The sequence below is a fragment of the Mesorhizobium sp. M0018 genome (genome assembly GCF_040323955.1).
GTDB lineage: Bacteria > Pseudomonadota > Alphaproteobacteria > Rhizobiales > Rhizobiaceae > Mesorhizobium.
Genome location: NZ_JAMYVL010000009.1, coordinates 227,216 through 247,232, shown reverse-complemented (window position 1 = coordinate 247,232; position 20,017 = coordinate 227,216). Strand labels below are relative to the sequence as shown.

General features: G+C 63.5%; 22 protein-coding genes and 1 tRNA gene. 6 read left to right on the top strand and 17 right to left on the bottom strand.

Translation table 11 applies throughout. The features are described 5' to 3' along the window. Positions 1-149: 149 nt before the first annotated feature. Both rlmH and rsfS read right to left on the bottom strand, forming a co-directional pair. The gene (rlmH, locus tag NKJ81_RS15620; RefSeq protein ID WP_352540939.1) at positions 150-632 is read right to left on the bottom strand and encodes a 23S rRNA (pseudouridine(1915)-N(3))-methyltransferase RlmH; all 483 of its coding nucleotides are present in this window, start codon (positions 630-632) and stop codon (positions 150-152) included. Between the two features lie 61 nt (positions 633-693). Beyond that, positions 694-1,071, bottom strand: coding sequence for a ribosome silencing factor (gene rsfS, locus NKJ81_RS15615; protein ID WP_023678068.1), 378 nt, complete (start codon positions 1,069-1,071; stop codon positions 694-696). A 239-nt stretch (positions 1,072-1,310) separates the two neighbouring features. On the opposite strand from rsfS, the gene NKJ81_RS15610 reads away from it, so the two are divergent. Further along, the gene (locus tag NKJ81_RS15610; RefSeq protein WP_352471253.1) at positions 1,311-2,168 is read left to right on the top strand and encodes a mechanosensitive ion channel family protein; all 858 of its coding nucleotides are present in this window, start codon (positions 1,311-1,313) and stop codon (positions 2,166-2,168) included. Between the two features lie 29 nt (positions 2,169-2,197). Here the strand turns inward: NKJ81_RS15610 and NKJ81_RS15605 are convergent, their stop codons facing one another. The 3 genes from NKJ81_RS15605 to NKJ81_RS15595 form a co-directional block, all read right to left on the bottom strand. Next, positions 2,198-3,487, bottom strand: a complete 1,290-nt coding sequence (locus NKJ81_RS15605; RefSeq protein ID WP_352540938.1) for an MFS transporter — start codon at positions 3,485-3,487, stop codon at positions 2,198-2,200. 74 nt (positions 3,488-3,561) lie between these two features. After that, positions 3,562-4,149: a nicotinate-nucleotide adenylyltransferase gene (locus NKJ81_RS15600; RefSeq protein ID WP_031212055.1), complete on the bottom strand. Its 588-nt coding sequence runs from the start codon at positions 4,147-4,149 to the stop codon at positions 3,562-3,564. Between the two features lie 163 nt (positions 4,150-4,312). Beyond that, entirely contained in the window at positions 4,313-5,593 is a 1,281-nt protein-coding gene (locus NKJ81_RS15595) for a glutamate-5-semialdehyde dehydrogenase (RefSeq protein WP_352540937.1), read from the bottom strand. 78 nt (positions 5,594-5,671) lie between these two features. On the opposite strand from NKJ81_RS15595, the gene NKJ81_RS15590 reads away from it, so the two are divergent. After that, positions 5,672-6,160 (top strand): hypothetical protein, encoded by a 489-nt coding sequence (locus tag NKJ81_RS15590; RefSeq protein WP_352471256.1) that lies wholly within the window; start codon positions 5,672-5,674, stop codon positions 6,158-6,160. An 18-nt stretch (positions 6,161-6,178) separates the two neighbouring features. On the opposite strand, the gene proB is transcribed toward NKJ81_RS15590, so the two are convergent. Next, on the bottom strand, positions 6,179-7,306 hold the full coding sequence (gene proB, locus NKJ81_RS15585) for a glutamate 5-kinase (protein WP_352500789.1): 1,128 nt from the start codon (positions 7,304-7,306) through the stop codon (positions 6,179-6,181). A gap of 2 nt (positions 7,307-7,308) precedes the next feature. Continuing rightward, positions 7,309-8,340, bottom strand: coding sequence for a GTPase ObgE (gene obgE, locus NKJ81_RS15580; protein ID WP_352471258.1), 1,032 nt, complete (start codon positions 8,338-8,340; stop codon positions 7,309-7,311). Between the two features lie 171 nt (positions 8,341-8,511). Between obgE and NKJ81_RS15575 the strand changes: the two genes are divergently transcribed. Then, entirely contained in the window at positions 8,512-9,381 is an 870-nt protein-coding gene (locus NKJ81_RS15575) for an endonuclease/exonuclease/phosphatase family protein (RefSeq protein WP_352540936.1), read from the top strand. A gap of 10 nt (positions 9,382-9,391) precedes the next feature. Here NKJ81_RS15575 and NKJ81_RS15570 read toward each other — a convergent pair whose 3' ends face one another. The 3 genes from NKJ81_RS15570 to NKJ81_RS15560 all read right to left on the bottom strand — a co-directional run bounded on the left by NKJ81_RS15570 (position 9,392) and on the right by NKJ81_RS15560 (position 11,174). Continuing rightward, positions 9,392-9,979, bottom strand: coding sequence for a GNAT family N-acetyltransferase (locus NKJ81_RS15570; protein ID WP_352471260.1), 588 nt, complete (start codon positions 9,977-9,979; stop codon positions 9,392-9,394). Positions 9,980-10,098: 119 nt separating this feature from the next. Beyond that, positions 10,099-10,368: a 50S ribosomal protein L27 gene (gene rpmA / locus NKJ81_RS15565; protein ID WP_023678077.1), complete on the bottom strand. Its 270-nt coding sequence runs from the start codon at positions 10,366-10,368 to the stop codon at positions 10,099-10,101. A gap of 98 nt (positions 10,369-10,466) precedes the next feature. Further along, positions 10,467-11,174, bottom strand: a complete 708-nt coding sequence (locus NKJ81_RS15560) for a 50S ribosomal protein L21 (RefSeq protein ID WP_352450883.1) — start codon at positions 11,172-11,174, stop codon at positions 10,467-10,469. A 337-nt stretch (positions 11,175-11,511) separates the two neighbouring features. On the opposite strand from NKJ81_RS15560, the gene NKJ81_RS15555 reads away from it, so the two are divergent. Further along, positions 11,512-11,601: transfer RNA gene (locus tag NKJ81_RS15555), tRNA-Ser, on the top strand. A 75-nt stretch (positions 11,602-11,676) separates the two neighbouring features. On the opposite strand, the gene NKJ81_RS15550 is transcribed toward NKJ81_RS15555, so the two are convergent. Together NKJ81_RS15550 and NKJ81_RS15545 are read right to left on the bottom strand one after the other, a co-directional pair. Further along, on the bottom strand, positions 11,677-12,252 hold the full coding sequence (locus tag NKJ81_RS15550; RefSeq protein WP_352450884.1) for a DUF308 domain-containing protein: 576 nt from the start codon (positions 12,250-12,252) through the stop codon (positions 11,677-11,679). Positions 12,253-12,329: 77 nt separating this feature from the next. Continuing rightward, positions 12,330-12,929: a TetR/AcrR family transcriptional regulator gene (locus tag NKJ81_RS15545; protein WP_352540935.1), complete on the bottom strand. Its 600-nt coding sequence runs from the start codon at positions 12,927-12,929 to the stop codon at positions 12,330-12,332. Positions 12,930-13,652: 723 nt separating this feature from the next. Between NKJ81_RS15545 and NKJ81_RS15540 the strand changes: the two genes are divergently transcribed. Then, the gene (locus NKJ81_RS15540) at positions 13,653-14,570 is read left to right on the top strand and encodes an alpha/beta fold hydrolase (RefSeq protein ID WP_352540934.1); all 918 of its coding nucleotides are present in this window, start codon (positions 13,653-13,655) and stop codon (positions 14,568-14,570) included. Between the two features lie 210 nt (positions 14,571-14,780). Further along, the gene (locus NKJ81_RS15535; RefSeq protein WP_352450887.1) at positions 14,781-14,999 is read left to right on the top strand and encodes a hypothetical protein; all 219 of its coding nucleotides are present in this window, start codon (positions 14,781-14,783) and stop codon (positions 14,997-14,999) included. Between the two features lie 22 nt (positions 15,000-15,021). On the opposite strand, the gene recQ is transcribed toward NKJ81_RS15535, so the two are convergent. The 5 genes from recQ to NKJ81_RS15510 all read right to left on the bottom strand — a co-directional run bounded on the left by recQ (position 15,022) and on the right by NKJ81_RS15510 (position 20,010). Further along, positions 15,022-16,857, bottom strand: a complete 1,836-nt coding sequence (gene recQ / locus NKJ81_RS15530) for a DNA helicase RecQ (protein WP_352540933.1) — start codon at positions 16,855-16,857, stop codon at positions 15,022-15,024. Positions 16,858-17,220: 363 nt separating this feature from the next. Further along, positions 17,221-17,559 carry a cupin domain-containing protein gene (locus NKJ81_RS15525; protein WP_352540932.1) on the bottom strand — a complete coding sequence of 113 codons (339 nt, stop codon included), beginning with the start codon at positions 17,557-17,559 and terminating at the stop codon, positions 17,221-17,223. A 24-nt stretch (positions 17,560-17,583) separates the two neighbouring features. Further along, complete coding sequence (gene kduD / locus NKJ81_RS15520) at positions 17,584-18,351, bottom strand: 2-dehydro-3-deoxy-D-gluconate 5-dehydrogenase KduD (RefSeq protein WP_352540931.1); 768 nt, start codon at positions 18,349-18,351, stop codon at positions 17,584-17,586. Continuing rightward, positions 18,348-19,205: a 5-dehydro-4-deoxy-D-glucuronate isomerase gene (kduI, locus tag NKJ81_RS15515; RefSeq protein WP_352540930.1), complete on the bottom strand. Its 858-nt coding sequence runs from the start codon at positions 19,203-19,205 to the stop codon at positions 18,348-18,350. Before kduI ends, kduD begins: the two co-directional genes overlap by 4 nt. A gap of 28 nt (positions 19,206-19,233) precedes the next feature. Beyond that, positions 19,234-20,010, bottom strand: coding sequence for a FadR/GntR family transcriptional regulator (locus NKJ81_RS15510; protein WP_352540929.1), 777 nt, complete (start codon positions 20,008-20,010; stop codon positions 19,234-19,236). Positions 20,011-20,017 lie beyond the last annotated feature (7 nt).

Sequence of the window (20,017 nt, the reverse complement as noted above, 5' to 3'; positions counted from 1 at the left end):
AAGCCCAACTCTATGCGCGGCTTCGTTAACGAACCATCAACCATGTTCGAGCCCCGGCCGTCATCGACAAACCCCATGAGCCCAAACTGTCGATGAGCATTGGGGCAAAAATCCGGGCGGCTGGCATCAATTCGCCGACGGAGCCGAGTTCATGAACGATGGTAGGGGTGACCGGAAAGGATCGTGGCCGCCCGGTAAAGCTGCTCGCCCAGCATCACGCGGACCAGCTGATGCGGCCAGGTCAGCGCGCCGAGCGACACCGTCAGATCAGCCAGGTCGCGCAGTGACTGGTCATGGCCGTCGGCGCCGCCAATGGCGATCACCAGCGCCTTGCGCCCGCCATCGCGCAGCGAACCTATGCGGCCGGCGAAATCCTCGGAGGAAAGGTTCTTGCCGCGCTCATCGAGCAGCATCAGCGCCGTGCCCGGTTGCAAGTGCGTCTGCAGCTTCTGGCCTTCCTCGCGCCGGCGCTCATTGGCCGTCTGCGCGCGACCTTCCGCAATCTCGACGATCCCAGCGAATTCGAGGCCTACGGCAGGACCGCTCCTCGTAAAACGCTCGAAATAGCGGTCGGCCAACTGCTTCTCGGGGCCCGCTTTCATTCGGCCCACGGCATGAACCGTAATCTTCATCCCTGCCTCGAAGAGCCGCTGATGCATGTCGGACGACGACATGCATCAAGACGAATACGGCTCAGTGGAGGGTCTCCTCCTCGAGATCGGGCGCCTGCCACATCTTTTCGAGATTGTAGAAGTCGCGGACCTCGGGACGGAAGACATGGACGATGATGTCGCCCGAATCGATCAGGACCCAGTCGGCGCCAGCCAGCCCCTCGACGCGCGCCGTGCCGAGCCCGGCATCCTTCAGCGCCTTGAGGAGATGATCGGCAACAGCCGAGACATGACGGTGCGATCGGCCCGATGCGACGACCATGTAGTCGCCGAGGCTCGATTTCCCCTGAATGTCGATTGAGACGATATTTTCGGCCTTGGAGTCTTCCAGACTGGCAAGGACTGTCTTGATGGCGCGGGACACGGCGTCGTTTACGCTGATCCCGGCCGGCGAAGGCACGATGTCGGCCTTCTTCCGCAGTGCTGTTCTCAGTGTATTTCCTTTCGCAGCAAGAACAACCAAATCACCTCTGAAATCAGGTGACACTCCTTAGATAGGCAGAGTTAGGTTGCAGTTTCAAGACACCGCTCACAAGCAGACGCCCGGTAACGGCCGAATATCCGGCTTTTCGGGCCAGAAAATCGGAACCGCCTCGCCCCGCAGCGGTTATCGGCTCATCCACGAACCGGAATCCCGACATGCCGATCGATCCCCAGAACGCCCTCCTCACCGTGCAATCCGGCCTTGCGCAACTCAGCACGCTGATCGTCTCCTACTCGCTTTCGGCGGTCGGCGCCGTCATCCTGCTGGTCATCGGCTACATCGTCGCCGGCCTCGCCGAGCGTTCGATCTATGCCGGCCTCGGCCATATCAGCGGCTTCGACGAAACGCTCCGCCATTTCTTCTCGCAGGTCGTCCGCTACGCCATCCTGGGACTGGTCGTGATCATGGTTCTCGGCCAGTTCGGCGTGCAGACGGCTTCGATCATTGCCGCTATCGGTGCCGCCGGCCTGGCCATCGGCCTGGCGCTGCAAGGCACGCTGCAGAACATTGCCGCCGGCATCATGCTGCTGGCGCTGCGGCCGTTCCGCATCGGCGAATATGTCGAAGTCGGCGCGATATCCGGCACCGTCGAGGAGATCGGGCTGTTTGCCACAACGCTGAGGACGGTCGAAGGCGTCTACGTGCTTGCACCCAACTCGACCCTGTGGAACCAGCCGGTCCGCAACTTCACCCGCAACGGTGTGCGGCGCGGCGACATCACGCTCAGCATCGGCTCCTGGAACGACATCGATTTTGCGCAGAAGACCATGCTTGGCGTTGCCGCCGCCGACCGGCGCGTCAGGCGGCAGCCTGCGCCGATCGCCTTTGTCGCGACCGTCGGCGACAGCACCGTCGCCATCAGCTTGCGCTACTGGACGGCGGCTGCCGATTTCTTCGCCGCCCAGATCGACCTCACCAAAGGGGTCAAGCAGGCGTTCGATGCCGAAGGTCTTTCAATTCCGGCGCCGGCGCCGCAAGCGCCGCAGCCGGAGGCCTCAGCCACGCAGCAATAGAGCGTTGCAGCCAGCTGGCAGGATGCCCCTCAAAGCTCTCCGCGCCCGCGCTGATCTTCAGGCGCGAAGGCGAGATCGACAGGCAACGGCGCCTGCGCCGTCATTGGCGCGAAACTGCCGGTCTCGGTGGCGGGCACCGGCCGCGCCATGACGACGCGCCAGAGAACGAACAGGCAGTAGGCGGCGGCAATGACGATTGCCACATAGATGAAGGCCTGCGTGCCGTAGGCGGCGGAAAGCCCGGTCACAATGCCGGGTACGACGAAGCCGGAAAGCGACCAGGCAAACAAAAGCGAGCTCGACAGCGCCACCATGTCGTCCTTGCCGGCGCGGTCGCCGGCATGGGCGCTGGCAAGCGAATAGATCGATTCCGAGGCGCCGTCCCAGACCACATAGATGATGAGCAGCGCCGCCAGCGCGCCGCCGTCGAAACCGAGGGCAAACAGGCCCGCCGCGGCGGCAAGCGCCGACGCCGCGATCAGCACAAAGCGCCGGTCGGTGCGGTCGGAAATCCAGCCGAGCGGAATCTGCAGGATCAGCGTGCCGACTGGCATTGCCGAAAGCAGCAAGGCGACGTCGGCCTGGCTGTAGCCCTTGGCCGTGGCATGGATCGGCGCAAAGCCCGAGATCGTCATCGACAGGCCGCCGACGGCAAGCATGCCGGCAACGCCGACCGGCGAGATCCGCCAGGCGCGGCCGAGCGCCACGGACGCCGCTTGCGGCGCCGGCGGCTGCGCAAGCCGCGTCAGCCCGACGGGAAGGATCGACAGCGCGGTGAAGGCAATGCCGATCAGCGGCGCGTCGGCCGTGCGGATATCGATCAAAGCCAGCGTCGAATAACCGACGCCGAGCCCGGCGACATAGGCAACGTAGAAGATGGCCATGACCCGGCCGCGGATGGCGTTGGCGACGACATCGTTCAGCCAGCTCTGCGCGACGATGAACAGGCCGCATATGGCAAAGCCGTAGAGTGCCCGTGCAGCGATCCATGGCAAGGGGTGCGGCCCGGCGCCGACCGCGGCGTTGGACAGCACGATCAGTGCCGATAGCACCATGAACACGCGGGCATGGCCGACACGCCGCACCAGCGGCCCGGTCAGGATGCAGCCGGCAAGGCCGCCGGCCGAAAGGCCGGTGACGATCAGCCCCGCCCATGTCGGATCGAAGCCCTCGGCGCCGAGCCGGACTGGGATATAGGCGAACATCAGCCCATTGCCGACGGCGATCAGCGCCATCGACAAAAGGATGCTGGCAATGGCGATCGACGGCGCCGGCTGCCCTAGACCGTTCTTGTCCTGGTCGCGCTCGAGAATCGTCATGACCGAGGATCGCCCATCAAGCAGGTCAAGGCAGCGGCAAAAGCGACATCACCGGACTTGCCTTCCGCGCCGGTTCAGCCCTTCGCCACCTTGCGGATCGCGCTCGACGACAGCGACGAACGCGGGCCGTGGATGAAGGTCCAGGCCGGCGCCGTCATGCGCGCGAGCCGCGGTGCGTCGCCTTCGTCGACGCGGGCATAGTCGAAGGTCTTGGCGACCACCGACGACAGGAACGACAGCGTCGCGCCTGGCCGGTCGACCACCGCGATCGGGAACGTCATCACGATGCGGCGCCAGCGCTGCCAGCGGTGGAAGTCGCGAAGCGAGTCGGCGCCCATGATCCAGACAAAATCGACGCCCGGGTTACGCGCCTTGACCAGCGCCAGCGTGTCGGCGGTGAAGCGGACGCGGTGGGCTGCCTCGAAGGCGGTGACCTTGATCTTCGGGTTCTTGGCGATCTTTTCGGATAGCTGCAGCCGCTCAGCCAGCGGCGCCAGGTCTCCGGCGTTCTTGAGCGGGTTGCCGGGCGTCACCATCCACCACAATTGGTCGAGCGCAAGCCGTCTGAGTGCGATCTCGGCGACCAGCGCATGGCCGGCATGCGGCGGGTTGAACGAACCGCCGAACAGCCCGACCGCCACGCCTTTCCCGGCATGCGGCATGTGCAGATAGTGGGAGGATACGGATTCCTTACCCTCCTCCTTGTGAGGAGGGTCGATCCGCGAAGCGGAGCGGGGTGGGGGTGTTGCAGAGTTCAGCGTCGCACCCCCACCCGGCTCGCGATGCTCGCCACCCTCCCCACAAGGGGGAGGGTAAGACCGGCGCTCAAGGCCTCACCTGTCCCGACCCGCGTACGCGGTATTTGAACGAGGTCAGTTGCTCGACGCCGACCGGCCCGCGTGCATGCATCTTGCCTGTGGCGATGCCGATCTCGGCGCCCATGCCGAACTCGCCGCCATCGGCAAACTGGGTCGAGGCGTTGTGCAGAAGGATCGCCGAATCGACCTCGTTGAAGAACCGGTCGACCGCTGTGGCGTCCTCGGCGATGATCGCCTCGGTGTGATGCGAGGAGAACGTCTCGATATGCTCGATGGCGCCGGCGACGCCGTCGACCAGCTTCACCGCAATGATCGCGTCCAGATACTCGGTCACCCAGTCTGCATCGGTCGCGGGCTGGGCATCGGCATAAAGCCTCAGCGCCTCGGCATCGGCATGGATCTCGCAGCCTGCCGCCCGCAAGGCCTCGAGGATCGGCACCAGATGCGTGCCGGCGGCGGCACGGTCGACCAGCAGCGTCTCGGCAGCACCGCACACCCCGGTGCGCCGCATCTTGGCATTGACCGCGATCTTGACCGCCATGTCGAGATCGGCCGATCGGTCGATATAGAGATGGCAGATGCCCTCGAGATGCGCGAAGACCGGCACCCGCGCCTCGCTCTGCACACGCTCGACCAGGCTGCGGCCGCCGCGCGGAATGATGACCTCGAGATTGCCTGAAAGCCCTTTCAGCATTTCGCCGACGGCGGCGCGATCGGTAGTCGGCACCAGCTGGATGGCATCCTCCGGCAGCCCGGCTGCCTTCAGCCCCTCGACCAGGCAGGCATGGATAGCGGCGGAAGAGTTGAGCGAATCCGAGCCGCCGCGAAGGATTACTGGATTGCCCGCCTTGAGGCACAGCGCGCCGGCATCCGCGGTAACGTTCGGCCGGCTCTCGTAAATGACGCCGACGACGCCGAGCGGCGTGCGCACCCGTTCGATATGCAGGCCGTTCGGCCGGTCCCAAGCCGCGATGACATCCCCAACCGGATCGCCGAGTGCGGCGATTTCGCGAATACCGTCTGCCATTGCGCGGATGCGCGCCGGATCCAGCTTCAGCCGGTCCATGGACGAGCCGGAAAGCCCGGACTCGTGGCCATTCGAGACATCGATGGCATTGGCGTCAAGAATGTCCTGCTCACGGGAAACGACCGCGTCGGCCATGGCGAGAAGCGCCGCATTCTTGGCGGCGGTGGTGGCGATGGCCAGCGGTCGGGCGGCGGCGCGGGCCTTACGGCCCGTCCGTGCCATCAAACTGGCTACATCTTCGCCTTTGTGTTTGTTCAGCATCTGACCGCTCCGGTGAAGCTTGGTGGATTTACACGCGGCCGGCCTTCGCGGCAATGGCCGCAAATCTGGGGGAGTAGAATGAAGAGCTTCATAATTCTCGTTGCTGTCGGCGCGATGCTCCTGCCGACAGGCCTTCACGCCGCCGACTACTGCGACGACAAGTTCGAGCCTGGCGAGAGCCCCGACGGGATGGCTTTGATTGTGTACAGCTTGATGGTGCAACTTGCTTTTGCTGAACGCTACTGCGGCGCACCGGCGACACCGCCCTCTCGGATTGCCGTCGTTGTCGAGGAGCTCCATGGATGTGGGCCGCGGGCTCGGCTTGAAGCGGAAATAGAAAAAAGGACGAAGGAGGATACAAGTGCGAAAATAACAACGACCGACGGGCTTATTCGCGATGTCGTCGCCGGGGACGACAAGGACATTTCCCAAATCGAGGTGGATCGACGAGCCAAGGCTGGGATCGAAGCAGAGCTGGGAGGCTGCAGCGAGTTGCTGAGAACTAAACGCGACGTTGAGGAAAGATACCGCAACCCGCCTAAATGGCCGCCTGAACCCCACAAGTAGCGTGCATGGAGCCCTTTCTCAGTCGGTCGCGCCGCTCACCACAAGGTCGTCGCGGTGGATCATCGCCGAACGCGCCTCGTAGCCGAGCACCGTTTCGATCTCGGTCGTCTTCAGGCCAGCGATCCTTACGGCATCGGCGGCATCATAGGCAACCAGCCCGCGCGCGATCTCGCGGCCCTCGGGCGACAGGATCGCCACCGTGTCGCCACGCGCAAAATTGCCGCTGACCAGTTTGACGCCGGCCGGCAGCAGCGACTTGCCCGAGAGCAGCGCGCCGATGGCGCCGGCATCGACGGTCAGCCGGCCGGCCGGTTCGAGCTGCCCGGCGATCCAGGTCTTGTAGCCCTTGACCGGATTGGCGCTCGGCCGGAAGAAGGTGGCGCGCTCGCCGCGCTCGATTGCCAGCAACGGCGACAGCCGCGTGCCTGATGTGATGATCATGGCGGTGCCGGCGGCGGTCGCGATCTTGCCGGCGTCGAGCTTGGTGCGCATGCCGCCGCGCGACAATTCCGAAGCAGCGGCACCCGCCATCGCCTCGATGTCAGGGGTGATGCGGTCGACGACCGGAATGAACCGGGCTTGCGGGTCGCGCGCCGGCGGCGCCGTGTAGAGCCCGTCAATGTCGGAAAGCAGCACCAAAAGATCGGCGCCCATCATGGTGGCGACGCGCGCCGCCAGGCGGTCGTTGTCGCCATAGCGGATTTCGGAGGTGGCCACCGTATCGTTCTCGTTGATGACCGGCACCGCCTTCATTTTGAGCAGTGTCGAGATCGTCGCCCGTGCGTTGAGATAGCGGCGACGCTCTTCGGTGTCGCCGAGCGTCAGCAGGATCTGGCCCGATTTCAAGCCATTCTTGCCGAGCGCATCCGACCAGGCGCCGGCCAATGCGATCTGCCCGACGGCGGCCGCCGCCTGGCTCTCCTCGAGCTTCAGCGCCCGCTTGCCGAGACCGAGGATGGTGCGGCCAAGTGCAATCGCCCCGGAAGACACGACGAGAATTTCGGCGCCGCCACTGGCCAGCATGGCGATGTCGTCGGCAAGCGAGGCCAGCCAGTCGCGCTTCAGGCCCGTCGTGCGGTCGACAAGCAGCGCCGAGCCGATCTTGACGGCAATGCGCCGATAATTTTTCAGCGATTGCGCGGCCATGGCTATGTGTTCCAGCGCGTCTCGACCGGCGCAGCGACCGCCTCGCGTGCATCGGCCACCACAGCGATCAGCGCGCGCAACACCGCTTCGACGCCTTCGCCGGTGACTGCCGAAAGCAGCATCGGCGCGCGGCCGGCCGCGCGTTTCAGCGAGGCGGCCTTCTTCTTGCGCGCGTCGGCATCGAGTATGTCGACCTGGGAAAGCGCGATGATTTCGACCTTGTCGGTCAGCCCATTGCCGTAGGCTTCGAGCTCGGCACGCACGGTTTTGTAGGCATTGGCCGGATTTTCTTCCTGCGCCGAGACAAGATGCAGAAGGACACGCGTGCGCTCGACATGGCCAAGGAAGCGGTCGCCGATGCCGACACCTTCATGCGCGCCTTCGATCAGGCCCGGAATGTCGGCAATGACGAATTCGCGACCGTCGATGCGTGCCACGCCAAGGCCCGGATGCAGCGTGGTGAAGGGATAGTCGGCGATCTTCGGCTTGGCCGCGGTGACCGCCGCCAGGAAGGTCGACTTGCCGGCGTTGGGCAGCCCGACCAGGCCGGCATCGGCGATCAGCTTCAGCCTGAGCCAGATGTTGAGCTCTTCGCCCGGCAGTCCGGGATTGGCGCGGCGCGGCGCCTGGTTGGTCGAGGTCTTGAAATGCTGGTTGCCGAAACCGCCATTGCCGCCCTTGGCCAACAGAAAGCGCTGGCCGACGACCGTCAGATCGCAGATCAGCGTCTCATTGTCCTCGGCAAAGACCTGTGTTCCGGCCGGCACTTTCAGCGTCACGTCGGCACCCTTGGCGCCGGTCATATTGCGGCCCATGCCGTGCGTCCCGGTCTTGGCCTTGAAATGCTGCTGGTAGCGATAGTCGATCAGCGTGTTCAGCCCATCGACCGCCTCGACCCAGACATCGCCGCCGCGACCGCCGTCGCCGCCGTCCGGGCCGCCGAACTCGATGAACTTTTCGCGCCGGAACGACACCGAACCGGCGCCGCCGTCGCCGGAGCGGATGTAGACCTTGGCTTGATCGAGAAATTTCATCGGATTGTATGGTTTCTGTTATTGGCTTTGCGGGATTGCTCTAAACCAAGGCGGGTCGAAGGGCGAGGGCCGTTTTTGCTACTGTAACGTCGCGCGTATCTCTGGACGCGTAGCATTTGGTTGACCCTTGCCGAAAATCGATCTTCGGCTTTCCAAGCGCGAGATGTCGGAATGAAGCTGGTAACTTACAATATCCACTACGGCGTCGGTCTCGACGCCCGCTACGATGTCGGCCGTATCGCCGATGCCGTGCGCGGCGCCGACGTGATCGCGCTGCAGGAGGTCACCCGCGCTAACCCGAAGAATGGCGGCCGCGACATGGTGGCCGAGCTCGGCGAGGCGCTGCCCGACTATTTTGCCGTCTACGGCAGCAATTTCGAAGCCGACGCCGGCTCGCGCCTGGAGAACGGCCGCGCCATCACGACCACCTTCCAGCTCGGCAACATGGTGCTGTCGAGGACGCCGATCCATCTGTCGCGCAATCTCCTTTTGCCGCGCAGCCGCAGTGTCGAGGCGATGAACTTCCAGCGCGGCGCGCTGGAGGCGCTGGTCGAAACGCCGCTTGGTCCGATCCGCTTCTATTCCACCCATCTCGACCATCGCAGCCCGGTTGAACGCCTGAGCCAGATCCGCTTTCTGCGCCAGCGTCTGTTGAAATACCCGCTCGAGGGCGGCGGGCTCTCCGGCGTCGCCGAGATCGGCTTGCCGGAGCTGCCTTCTCCCGAAGCCTTCGTCGTCATGGGCGACTTCAACATGCTGGCCGGATCGCCGGAACATGTCGAACTCGCCGGCCAGCCTGACCACGAATTCGGCATGCCGGTGACCGCCGACCTCGCCATCGATGCCGCCGCACGCCTCGGCGCTGCCGGCGCCGATCTCGTCACCTGGGTCGACCCCAAGCGGCCGGGCGATACCAGCCGCTACAAGCGCATCGACTACGTCTTCACCAGCGCCTCGCTTGCCAAATCGCTGAGGCGCCTGTGGGTCGACCGGCAAGCGGCCGGTTCGGATCACTTGCCGGTCTGGCTCGAGATGACGTGAGCCGCATCCATCAAAAATGCACCCAGTTCCGCAGGCTGGTCCAGGTCTTGCGATCGAGACGGTAGCGCTCGACCGGAACCTGACCGGCAACGATCGAGTTCAGCATGCCCTGGCCGGCATACTGGAAGCCGCATTTGTGGATGACCCGGCGCGAGGCCGGATTGATAACCCGCGTCGAGGCGTGCAGCACCTGGATCGTGGTTCTCTGGAAGGCAAGGTCGACCAGTGCGTGCGCTGCTTCCGTCGCGTAGCCGCGCTTCCAGTACGGCTCGCCGATCCAGTAGCCAAGCTCCAGCCCGCGATCCGTGGTGTTGAGCCCGGCACAGCCGACGAAGGTCTCGGTGCCGGCCAGCGTCAACGCATAGGCGATTCCGGCCCGGCGCGATGCCGTCATGGCCAGGAAAGCGCGTGCCTCCGCCTCGCCATAGGGATGCGGCATGCGAGCCAGCATTTCCGCGACATGGCGGTTGTCGGCGAGCGCCACCAATTGCTCGATGTCGCTTTCACGCGGGGCACGCATGACCAGCCGCTCGGTCGCGAGCACCGGGCAATCTATCGTGTAACTTTCGTCGTCTGTCGCTTCCGCTTCGGCAACCATATCAAAGTCCTCCAGGCACAAGAAAAAGGGGAGATGGAAACCCATCTCCCCTGATCCATTTCCTGGCTTGGCCAGACACCGGTCCCGAGATGGGTGCCGGTGTTCTCGTGCGGAACCGGCTACTCCGCTGCCTTCGTCATCGGGTTCACCGATACGTAGGTTCGGCCATTGGCTTTTTTGTTGAAGGTGACTGCGCCAGCTTCGAGCGCAAACAGCGTGTGGTCCGTGCCAATGCCGACATTGGTGCCGGGATGCCACGTCGTGCCACGCTGACGAATGATGATGTTGCCCGGAATCACGGCTTCGCCGCCGAACTTCTTCACGCCGAGCCGCTTGGAATGGGAGTCGCGACCATTGCGCGACGATCCGCCAGCTTTCTTGTGTGCCATCTAACTACTCCGATGCGCCGCGAGGCGCCTAAACGATCTTATGAACGCGTTCGCGTTCCGTTTCAAGTCCGATCCGGCGACGATTGCGTCGGTTCGTTCTACTTCTTCGCCAATTCCTTGGCCTGCTCACGCCAGTCCTTGATCTGGTCGGCGCTGAACGGCATGTGCTCGTCGATCTTGGCGACGTCCTTGTCGGACAGCTTGGCGATCTGGGCAAAGGTGGTGATGCCCTGTTCGTTGAGCTGGCCGGCGGCGACCGGGCCGATGCCCTTGATCACGGTCAGGTCGTCCGGCTCGCCTTTCGGCGCCTTGAACAACGGCGCGGCGGCTTCGGCAGCCTTGTCCTCGGTCGTCTCGGCTTTGGCTTCCTTCTTCGGCGCAGCCTCTGCCTTCGCTGCTGCCTTCGGCGCGGCTTCAGCCTTCGCCTCGGTCTTGGCGGCGACCTCGGCCTTGGCTTCGGTCTTGGCGGCGGCCTTCTTCGCCGGCTTGGCGCCACCCAGCAGGATTTCGGCGATCCTGACGGTGGTCAAAAGCTGGCGATGGCCGATCTTGCGGCGCGAATTCTGCCGGCGGCGCTTCTTGAAGGCGATGACGGTGCGGTTCTTGCCTTGCTCGACGACTTCGGCGGTGACCATCGCACCATCCACGAACGGCGCACCGAACGTGACGTTTTCGCCTTCGCCATGCGCGAGCACATTACCGATCTCGACGATGTCGCCGACATTGGCTTCGAGTTTTTCGATCTTCAGGAGATCGTTGGCGGCAACGCGATACTGCTTGCCGCCCGTTTTGATGACTGCGAACATTTTTTGCCTTTCGCTGTTCGGTCGGCCTTGATGAACCGCTTCAGGCGGTTCGGCCGTCTTTTTGTCAGTCTGCGGGTTCAAAAAACAAGCGGCGCGGAAGACCCCTCCACGCCGATTGCGCGCTGTCCCTAACCGAAGGTTCGGCTTGAGTCAAGGCAAGCGCCGCGGGCAAGCTGCGAATGGGTTAAGCCCAGACCTTGCAAATATCGAGCAACGGCCACCGGAGCCTCGAAGAAGCATGGACAGAAGCTGCGGCGCCGGGGCAGATTGGCCCTTGTAACCTGCCTGTCCAGCCGTTATCTAGTGCGCCGCGCCGGCAACGGCGGACCATGACCGCGGAGAGGTGGCAGAGTGGTCGAATGCACCGCACTCGAAATGCGGCATGGGTGCAAGCCCATCGGGGGTTCGAATCCCTCCCTCTCCGCCACTTCGGAATGTGTCCATTCCGGACCCATAGGTAACAGCATCTCTCATCGCGCCGGTAATGGCTTAAGATGGCACGCTATGCAGCCTTCCGCCGCAATTGGCTCACGCTCAGCCACACCGCCGAAACCAGGAAATACAGGGCGCCTACTGCGGCATAGCCGGCCACGTTGGAGATCGATGGCGGCATCGGCATCCGCGTCTGCGCGATGAAAAACGTGCCTGCCAGTGCTGATTGCCCTCCGCTCAGGATCATCGCCCACTGCGCACCAGAGCTCTTCCAACGGCGGACGGCGGTGCCGAGTTGAAGCAGGCCGGACAGGATCGCCCATAGGCCGAACACGCCGAGCACCCAATTCATGCTCATCTTCAGCGCAACAATGACCGCGAGCGTTGTCGCCACACTGACCACGACGTTGATGGTCTGGGTGCGATTCTGTCCCAATCCTCCGCTGCGCGATGCGTCGACAAAATTGGCCAGGGCATCCCATGCAGGATAAGCCACGAGCAAAACCGCCGCGACCACCCCGGAATGCTGTCCCACCGTAAAGGCAGCCGCCACCCAGACAGCCGAGAATGCCGTCCGAGCGAAGTAATAGAGCTTGAGCCATTGTTCCTGGCTGGCGCGTGAAAGATCGCCATCGTGAATCGTCATTGGATCATCCTTTCGACTAGTAGGTAGGGCTCTCGACGAATGTCGCAGAGTCGTTACGGCTATGGTTAGTTGAGGTCTTAGGGTCGTATTTGGAGGGAACGCAGAGCGAGCCGCTCCAGGAGTGGGCCTGTCACGACGCCGAATATCTTCGGATCGCCATAGGCCCGTGCTGAAAGCATCGCGCCGTGAACGGTCGCCATGAACGCTTCAGCCTCGGCACGAGGGGTGCTCATCAGTCGAAATTGGCCGTGCCGCACGCCGCGCTCCATCACCGATTTAAGCCACCCTGACAGCGAGCGGAAATGCGCCCGGACCTCAAGGCTAACTTCCTCGGGCAGCACGGGGAGCTCGCTTGCCAACAGCGCGCAGATACAAAACGGGGCGCTGGCGTTCGCGATGCAGGCTTCCCAATACCCGGCATAGATCCGCAACTGTTCGAGCGGATCGGATTCGTGAAGTTCGACATTTGCCATCCCCGCTTCAGTTTCTTCGCGATACCGCGCAACCAGCGTCCGAACCAGATCGACCTTGCTTGGGAAATGGTGATGAATGCTCGCCTTACGGATCCCGACCACTTCAGCAATGTCGGCATAACTGAAACCGTTGTAGCCGCCAGCCACGATCAGTGAACGTGCACAAGCCAGGATGTCGTCAGAGGTGGTAGACAAGTTGCTCATGCTTTTACCTACCTTCTGGTAGGATGGCAGTCAAGCCTCCTTGCACCGCGAGTAGCGTGAATTGCGTGGCTATGGCGTAGACCTCATTCGATCTTCATTGTTTTCGGCCCGCCATCAATTCAAAAAGCTCCGGGTGTTTGTCGATCGAGGTAGCCATCCCACTTCGAGGACGAGGCAACACCCTCCGGCCGACCGGACCACCGCTAATAGCCGTGCGGCACTAGGCGTTTGCACCGACTGCGCTATCTCCCCATCGTTAGCTTGTTCTATCGCTGGTTGAAGACTGGGAGGTTTCCATGGATCGGCGACTATTTTTGACAGGAATGTTTGGCATTGCCGGGGCCGCGGCCCTTGCAAGCACGGTTCGGCCAATCAACGCAGTGGCCGGCGTTCCAACTGCCAGAAGCGGCATTCTCGATGAACTCGAGGCGCCGGATGTCGAGACCTTCGACGACGATGAAACTCAAGCAGAGTTGCAACCAGTCTATCATCGCCGGTGGCACATGCCGCGCCGGCGCCGCCGGCGCGCTTGGAGAAGGGTCTGTCGCGTTTACTGGCGAAACGGCTATCGGCGCAGGCGGTGCTTCCGCAGGCGCGTCTGGGTCTGGTTTCGATTTTAGCAACTGGCCGGCTTGAACCCTGGCCATCGCGGCCGGGGTTTTCGCCTCAGGCGGCCGTTAGCGCCCTTAGGCAGCTTTCCTAAGGGCGCGGAGGAAGCTGACGGTGTTTGCAGGTTTCAGAGCCACCAGCCTACGACTGGACGATACGACGATTTTCGCAAGGGTCGGAGGCACCGGTCCGCCGCTGCTGCTTCTTCACGGTTTTCCAGAAACGCATCTGATGTGGAGGGATATCGCCGCAGCCTTGGCGCTCCGCTTCACGGTGGTCGCCGCCGACCTTCGAGGCTATGGGCAAAGCGGATGTCCGGTTTCCTCTGCCGATCATAGCCCATACGCCAAACGCGCCATGGCCGGCGACATGGTTCAGGCCATGAAGCAAATGGGGTTTGAGCGGTTCATGGTTGCCGGGCATGATCGTGGCGGGCGGGTTGCCTATCGCCTGGCGCTGGACCATCCCGACAACGTGCTCAAAATCGCCGTCCTCGACATCATCCCCACCGCCGCAACATGGGATCGGGCGGATGCCAGACTGGTGCTTGGCTTCTGGCCCTGGAGCCTTCTTGCCCAGCCGGAGCCCCTGCCGGAGCGTCTGATCGGCGCGGCTCCCGATGCCGTCGTCGACGATGCAATAACGCAGTGGGGATCGTCGGCGAAAATGGTCTCCAAAGAGGTCAGGAACGCCTATGTTGATGCGCTTCGCGATCCCGCGCATATTCATGCCATCTGCGAAGAGTATCGCGCCGCTGCGACGATCGATCGTGAACATGACGCGTTGGACCGCGCAAACGGTCGTCGCATCGACAGTCCGCTACTGGCGCTATGGAGTGTCGAAGGCGCCCTGGAGAACTGGTATGCGCAAGAAGGCGGGCCGCTGGCCATCTGGAGGAAATGGGCCGACAGAGTGGCAGGACGCGCTGTCCAAGGCGGGCACTTTTTCCCGGAAGAGCACCCCGACAAGACGGCAGCGGCTCTCTCGGAATTCTTTGACGACAAACAGGTCGGTCAGCACAGAGTATTGTAGAGGTCACATGCTTCAGTTACGCGGAACCTCGGGAGCGCTTCGCGGCCTGAGATCGAGAACCCTCCGAAAATCCGCCCGTCCGGCATCAACGTGCTTGATAAGGGAATGAAGGCGATCTCCACGGCCACGCCTCTGATATGCAGCCTCATGTTTGTCGGAAGTTGCGCATCGCCTTTGCCGGCATCCTTTGATGCTGCGAAATACGACAAGATGAGTTGCGTCGAGCTCAACGTGGCGATAGGCGCGGTCGCCGACGAAATGTCGGCGACAGCCATCGCTCGTGGCAAAGTCGTCCACACCAACATTCCGGGCTGGCTGTTGGGAGGGCAGCGTGTCGCCTCGACCGTGGCTGCCCGCCAGAGTGCGAAGATCGAGCGCTTGCGGCAGCAGGAGGCTGCGATTGCCGCGGCGAGACGAAGCCGGTGCTGATTGCGTCACTGAAGTGGGTCTTTCAGCCCGCCACCCCGGATTGATGCGCAGCGATCGCGCCGAGGAATATCTCGCCGAAATCCTTGAGCTTGGCGGCGCCGACGCCGTTGACCGCGGCGAAGGCGTCCAGATCACGCGGGCAGCGTTCGGCCATATCGATCAGTGTACGATCCGAAAAGATCACGAAGGCCGGCACCTGGCGTTCCCGGGCAAGACGCAGCCGTACAGCCTTGAGCGCCGCCAGCAGCGCCGAATCCAGACCTTCCGTGCCTGCTGCGGTATCCTCAGGACGTATCTTGCCTCGCGATGACTGGCGCGCGTCCAAGCGATACCGGAATGAAGCCTCGCCCCGAGCCAGCGCACGGCCCTTCTCGGCAATGGCGAGGCCGCCATGGCCGGCTGAGTCCAATGTCAGGAACCCTCCCGCGACGAGTTGGCGGAGCAGCGACAGCAAGAGATTCTTCTTATGCGCCACACCGGTGCCGAAGCTGGCAAGCCTGTGGTGGTTCCTGTCCAGGACCTTCTCGGTCTCATGGCCGAGCAGGACATCGACGACATGGGCGGCGCCGAAGCGCTCGCCGGTCTGTGCGATCGCCGCCAGGATGAGCCGTGCCTCCGCCTCACCATCCGCATGCGGCGCCTGGTCGAGGCAGTTGTCGCAATTGCCGCAAGGCGAAGCACTTTCGCCGAAATAGCCAAGCAGGATCTGACGGCGGCACTGCGTCGTCTCGCAATAACCGATCAGCGTTTCGAGCCGGCCATGCGCGCGCCTTTTGTGCTCAGCCGGTGCGTCCTCGTCTTCGATGAAAAGCCGGCGCATGCGGATATCGCCGAGACCGAACAGCATATGTGCCTCGGCCGCCCGCCCGTCGCGCCCCGCGCGCCCGATTTCCTGGTAATAAGCCTCCAAGCTGCCCGGCAGGTCGGTGTGGAAGACATAGGCGACGTCCGGCTTGTCGATCCCCATGCCGAAGGCGATGGTCGCCACCATCACCACGCCGGACAAGGTCATGAAAGCGTTTTGATTCGCTTCACGCGCGTCCTTGCTCATGCCGGCATGATAGGCGAGCGCGCGTACGCCGCTGCGCTCGAGGAACGCCGCCATCTCTTCGGTCTTTTTGCGCGACAGGCAATAGACGATCCCGCTGCGGCCCACATGGCGCTGCACGAAGTTTAGCAATTGGCGCTTGCTGTCCTGCTTGGGCTCAATGCTTAGCTTGATGTTCGGCCGGTCGAAGCCGAGCACCACGGTATCGACGCGCCCGTCGAACAGCTGCGCGGCAATGTCGGTGCGCGTCGTCTCGTCCGCCGTCGCCGTCAGCGCAATGATCGGCACTTTCGGGAAGATATCACGTAGTCTCGACAATTCTTCGTATTCGCGCCGGAACGCCGGTCCCCATTGCGAGATGCAATGCGCCTCGTCGATGGCGATCAGCCGGACATCGAGCTTGGTCAACGCCTCGAGCATTCGCACCGTCATTAGCCGCTCCGGTGCAAGATAGAGCAGGCGCGTCTGGCCTGCCGCGACACGGCGCCATGCAGCGACATTGGCATCGCGGTCGAGCGAGGAATTGATCGTATCGGCCGCCACGCCGGCAAGGCGCAATGCGGCGACCTGATCCTGCATCAGGGCCACCAGCGGCGAAACGACAATGGTGAGCCCGCCCAGCACCAGCGCCGGGACCTGGTAGCAGAGCGATTTGCCGGCGCCGGTCGGCATGACGGCCAGCACATGATGCCCGGCCAGCAGCGCCTCCATCACGGCCGCCTGGCCGAGACGAAAGTCATCGAAGCCGAATACATCCCTGAGGACGCGCCTCTTGGAATCCTCTGTCGGGATGCTCGCTGCAACCTGCATTACAGAACTTTCGGGGATACGACCTGCCGAAATTCCCCGGCGAATCGCCAGGTGATTGCCTGGACAGCAGATTCGAACATTTATCGACCCCTCTGGTCCTGTCCGCGGCACCGCCTGAGGCGAACTTCTCTCTCATTGGCCGATATCAGACCGTCGTTCCAGCCCCTATTCGCTTTGGCTGTGAATATCGCAACGCCTCGGAGCGGTTAATCCTATCTTCACCATCATTCGGCAGGTTCAGGTTCTGCGGTGATGTTTTGAGTACCGCGGCGCCACAAGCGCCCAGGCAACACGCCCGCGTCTCTCCGGAGGCGCGGGTTTTTTCGTTCCGAGAGCCGGCTGCCTGAACTTCGGGCCCGCAGCTCAGTCGAGGAAATCGGCGCGGTGCGGCGTGAAGCTGTCGACCAGTCGTCCCGCCTCCAGCGCCCTGACACCATGGACCAGATTGGACGGAACGATGAAACTGCTTCCCGTCTCCAGGATTTCGGTCCTGCCGTCGATGGTGACTTCGAAGCGGCCTTCGGCGACGTAGCTTGCCTGGACATGCGGGTGCGAGTGCAGCGCGCCGACGCCGCCCTTGTCGAAACCGAACTCGACCATCATCAGTTCGTCGGTGTGCAGGAGCACGCGCCGGCGGTTGCCGTCGGGCGTCGGCGTCCACGCACCCTCGCCGGCATGCGAGAAGATTTTGGTTCCGGTCATCGTCAGACTCTCACCTTTTGTTGTTCATCGCGCCAGCCAGCCGCCGTCCACCGGCACCACCGCGCCGTGCATGTAGTTGGACGCTGGCGCCAGCAGGAAGACGGCTGCGTCGCCGATGTCTTCCGGCGCGCCCCAGCGGCCGGCCGGAATCCGCGCCAGGATCGAGGCGCTGCGGTCGGGATCGGTGCGCAGCGCCTCGGTGTTGTTGGTCTCGATATAGCCCGGCGCAATGCCGTTGACGTTGATGCCCTTTGCCGCCCATTCACATGCCAGCAGGCGGGTGATGCCGAGCACGCCATGTTTGGAGGCGGTGTAGGAGGCGACGCGAATGCCGCCCTGAAAGCTCAGCACCGAAGCGATGTTGACGATCTTCCCACGCCGTCCAGATTCGGCAAGCACGCGCCTGGCAAAGCGCTGGCTGAGGAAGAACACCGTCTTCAAATTGACGCCCATGACGTCGTCCCAGTCGGCTTCGGTGAGGTCGACCGCGTCGGCACGCCGGATGATGCCGGCATTGTTGACCAGGCCATCGAGCGGTCCGGTGCCGTCCCAGACGCGGTCAAGCATCGCCTGGGCAGTTGCATCATCACCAAGATCGCAGAGGACCGCCTCGAAGCGGCCGCCGGCCGCCGCAATCTTCTCCGCCGTCTCGTCCATCGCCGACCGGCCGACGCCGACGACCGCGCCGCCGGCGCGCGCGATCGACACGGCGATGCCCTGGCCGATGCCGGTATTGGCGCCGGTAACGAGGATGCGCTTGCCGGCAAGGCTGAAGGCCGAGAGATCGCTCACTTGAGCTCCTCCATCGCCACCAGGTCGACATCGGTATAGTCGACATTGTCACCGGCCATCGCCCAGATGAAGGCGTAGTTCGAGGTGCCGGCGCCCGAATGGATCGACCATCCCGGCGACAGCACCGCCTCCTCGTTGCGCATGACGAGATGGCGCGTTTCGTCCGGTTCGCCCATGAAGTGAAACACTCGCGCCGCCTCCGGCAGGTCGAAATAGAGATAGGCCTCCATGCGCCGGTCATGCACATGGCATGGCATGGTGTTCCAGACCGAACCGGGGGCAAGCTGCGTCATGCCGACGACAAGCTGACAGGTCTTTACGCCATCGGCATGGATGAACTGGAAGATCGAGCGCTCGTTGGAAGTCGCCTGGCTGCCGAGATCGAGCCGCTTGGCATCGCCGATGCGGATCAGCCGGTTGGGGTGGCTCTGATGCGCCGGCGCGCTCAGCAGGTAGAACTTAGCCGGCGCTGCCGGATTGGTCGCGGCAAACGATACCTCATCGGTGCCCATGCCGAGATAAAGCATGTCGCGCGCCTGCAGCTCGAAGGATTGACCGCCGGCTTTCACGACGCCCGCGCTGCCGATGTTGACGATGATCATCTCACGGCGGTCGAGAAAATTCTTGGTCCCGGTCGGCTTGATCGCCTGCAGCGGCAGGGGTGCGCCGGCGGGCATGGCGCCGCCGACGATCATGCGGTCGTAATGGGTGTAGGTCAGGCTGATGCTGCCGGGCCGGAACAGGCCTTCGATGAGAAAATTGTGACGCAGCTCGTCCGTCCCCATCGCCGCGGCAGAAACAGGGTCGACGGCGAAGCGGGAGGTGAAATCGGTATGATTGTCGGTGTGATTCATTGCTGTCCCATGGGGCTGCCTCAATTGCTTATTCAGTTCCCGCGGCCTTGACCGAGTCGGCATAAAAAACCTGGCGCGCGTGCAGGCGCTCGCGATAGCGCTGCTGGCTGGCACCGAGATGCGCGCGCATCGCCTCCCGGGCCGCCTCGGCATCGCCTGACGAGATCGCATTGAGGATCACCAGATGCTCACGCTGCAGGCCGCGCTGATAGGCGTCCGATTGGGCGATCTCGGTCGACCAGGGCGAGGTCACGTCGCAAGGGATGGCGCGGCGGCCGAGCACGTCGAGCATCTCGACATAGAATGGATTGTTGGTGGCGCTGGCGATTGCGCGGTGGAAGGCAAGGTCGGCCGGTCCTGTCGGCTCGCTGTTGAGGAGCAGCCGTTCGAATTCGAAGAAGGCTTCCTGGATCGCCGCTTCCTGCGCAGCGTTGCGGCGGATGGCGGCAAGCCCTGCGGATTCGATCTCGATTGCCAACCGGACTTCGAGCACGTTGAGGGCGATCGAATCCTTGCTGCCCATCTCCGCTGCCAGGGCACCGAACGCTGTCGAGATATGCTCGGTGACGAAGACGCCGGCGCCTTGGCGCGGCTCGACCAGGCCGTCCGCGGCAAGCTTGGCCAGCGCCTCGCGTATCACGGTGCGGCTGACCCCGAAGGTTTCAGTCAGCTGACCCTCGGTCGGCAGCTTTTGCCCGGGCTGGATCTCGCCCGCCTGCAGCTGTTTGCGGATCGCAGCGACAACGGTTTCCGAAAGCTTCGGTCTTCGTTCGACGCGGAGCCCGACTGCGGTGTCCGAGGCCATGTCGCGC

Bases quoted from the DNA above. Each gene is read 5' to 3' on its own strand.
- rlmH (WP_352540939.1), bottom strand. From the start codon at position 632: ATGAAGATTACGGTTCATGCCGTGGGCCGAATGAAAGCGGGCCCCGAG.
- NKJ81_RS15610 (WP_352471253.1), top strand. From the start codon at position 1,311: ATGCCGATCGATCCCCAGAACGCCCTCCTCACCGTGCAATCCGGCCTT.
- NKJ81_RS15605 (WP_352540938.1), bottom strand. From the start codon at position 3,487: ATGACGATTCTCGAGCGCGACCAGGACAAGAACGGTCTAGGGCAGCCG.
- NKJ81_RS15600 (WP_031212055.1), bottom strand. From the start codon at position 4,149: ATGCCGCATGCCGGGAAAGGCGTGGCGGTCGGGCTGTTCGGCGGTTCG.
- NKJ81_RS15595 (WP_352540937.1), bottom strand. From the start codon at position 5,593: ATGCTGAACAAACACAAAGGCGAAGATGTAGCCAGTTTGATGGCACGG.
- NKJ81_RS15590 (WP_352471256.1), top strand. From the start codon at position 5,672: ATGAAGAGCTTCATAATTCTCGTTGCTGTCGGCGCGATGCTCCTGCCG.
- proB (WP_352500789.1), bottom strand. From the start codon at position 7,306: ATGGCCGCGCAATCGCTGAAAAATTATCGGCGCATTGCCGTCAAGATC.
- obgE (WP_352471258.1), bottom strand. From the start codon at position 8,340: ATGAAATTTCTCGATCAAGCCAAGGTCTACATCCGCTCCGGCGACGGC.
- NKJ81_RS15575 (WP_352540936.1), top strand. From the start codon at position 8,512: ATGAAGCTGGTAACTTACAATATCCACTACGGCGTCGGTCTCGACGCC.
- NKJ81_RS15570 (WP_352471260.1), bottom strand. From the start codon at position 9,979: ATGGTTGCCGAAGCGGAAGCGACAGACGACGAAAGTTACACGATAGAT.
- rpmA (WP_023678077.1), bottom strand. From the start codon at position 10,368: ATGGCACACAAGAAAGCTGGCGGATCGTCGCGCAATGGTCGCGACTCC.
- NKJ81_RS15560 (WP_352450883.1), bottom strand. From the start codon at position 11,174: ATGTTCGCAGTCATCAAAACGGGCGGCAAGCAGTATCGCGTTGCCGCC.
- NKJ81_RS15550 (WP_352450884.1), bottom strand. From the start codon at position 12,252: ATGACGATTCACGATGGCGATCTTTCACGCGCCAGCCAGGAACAATGG.
- NKJ81_RS15545 (WP_352540935.1), bottom strand. From the start codon at position 12,929: ATGAGCAACTTGTCTACCACCTCTGACGACATCCTGGCTTGTGCACGT.
- NKJ81_RS15535 (WP_352450887.1), top strand. From the start codon at position 14,781: ATGAGTTGCGTCGAGCTCAACGTGGCGATAGGCGCGGTCGCCGACGAA.
- recQ (WP_352540933.1), bottom strand. From the start codon at position 16,857: ATGCAGGTTGCAGCGAGCATCCCGACAGAGGATTCCAAGAGGCGCGTC.
- NKJ81_RS15525 (WP_352540932.1), bottom strand. From the start codon at position 17,559: ATGACCGGAACCAAAATCTTCTCGCATGCCGGCGAGGGTGCGTGGACG.
- kduI (WP_352540930.1), bottom strand. From the start codon at position 19,205: ATGAATCACACCGACAATCATACCGATTTCACCTCCCGCTTCGCCGTC.
- NKJ81_RS15510 (WP_352540929.1), bottom strand. From the start codon at position 20,010: ATGGCCTCGGACACCGCAGTCGGGCTCCGCGTCGAACGAAGACCGAAG.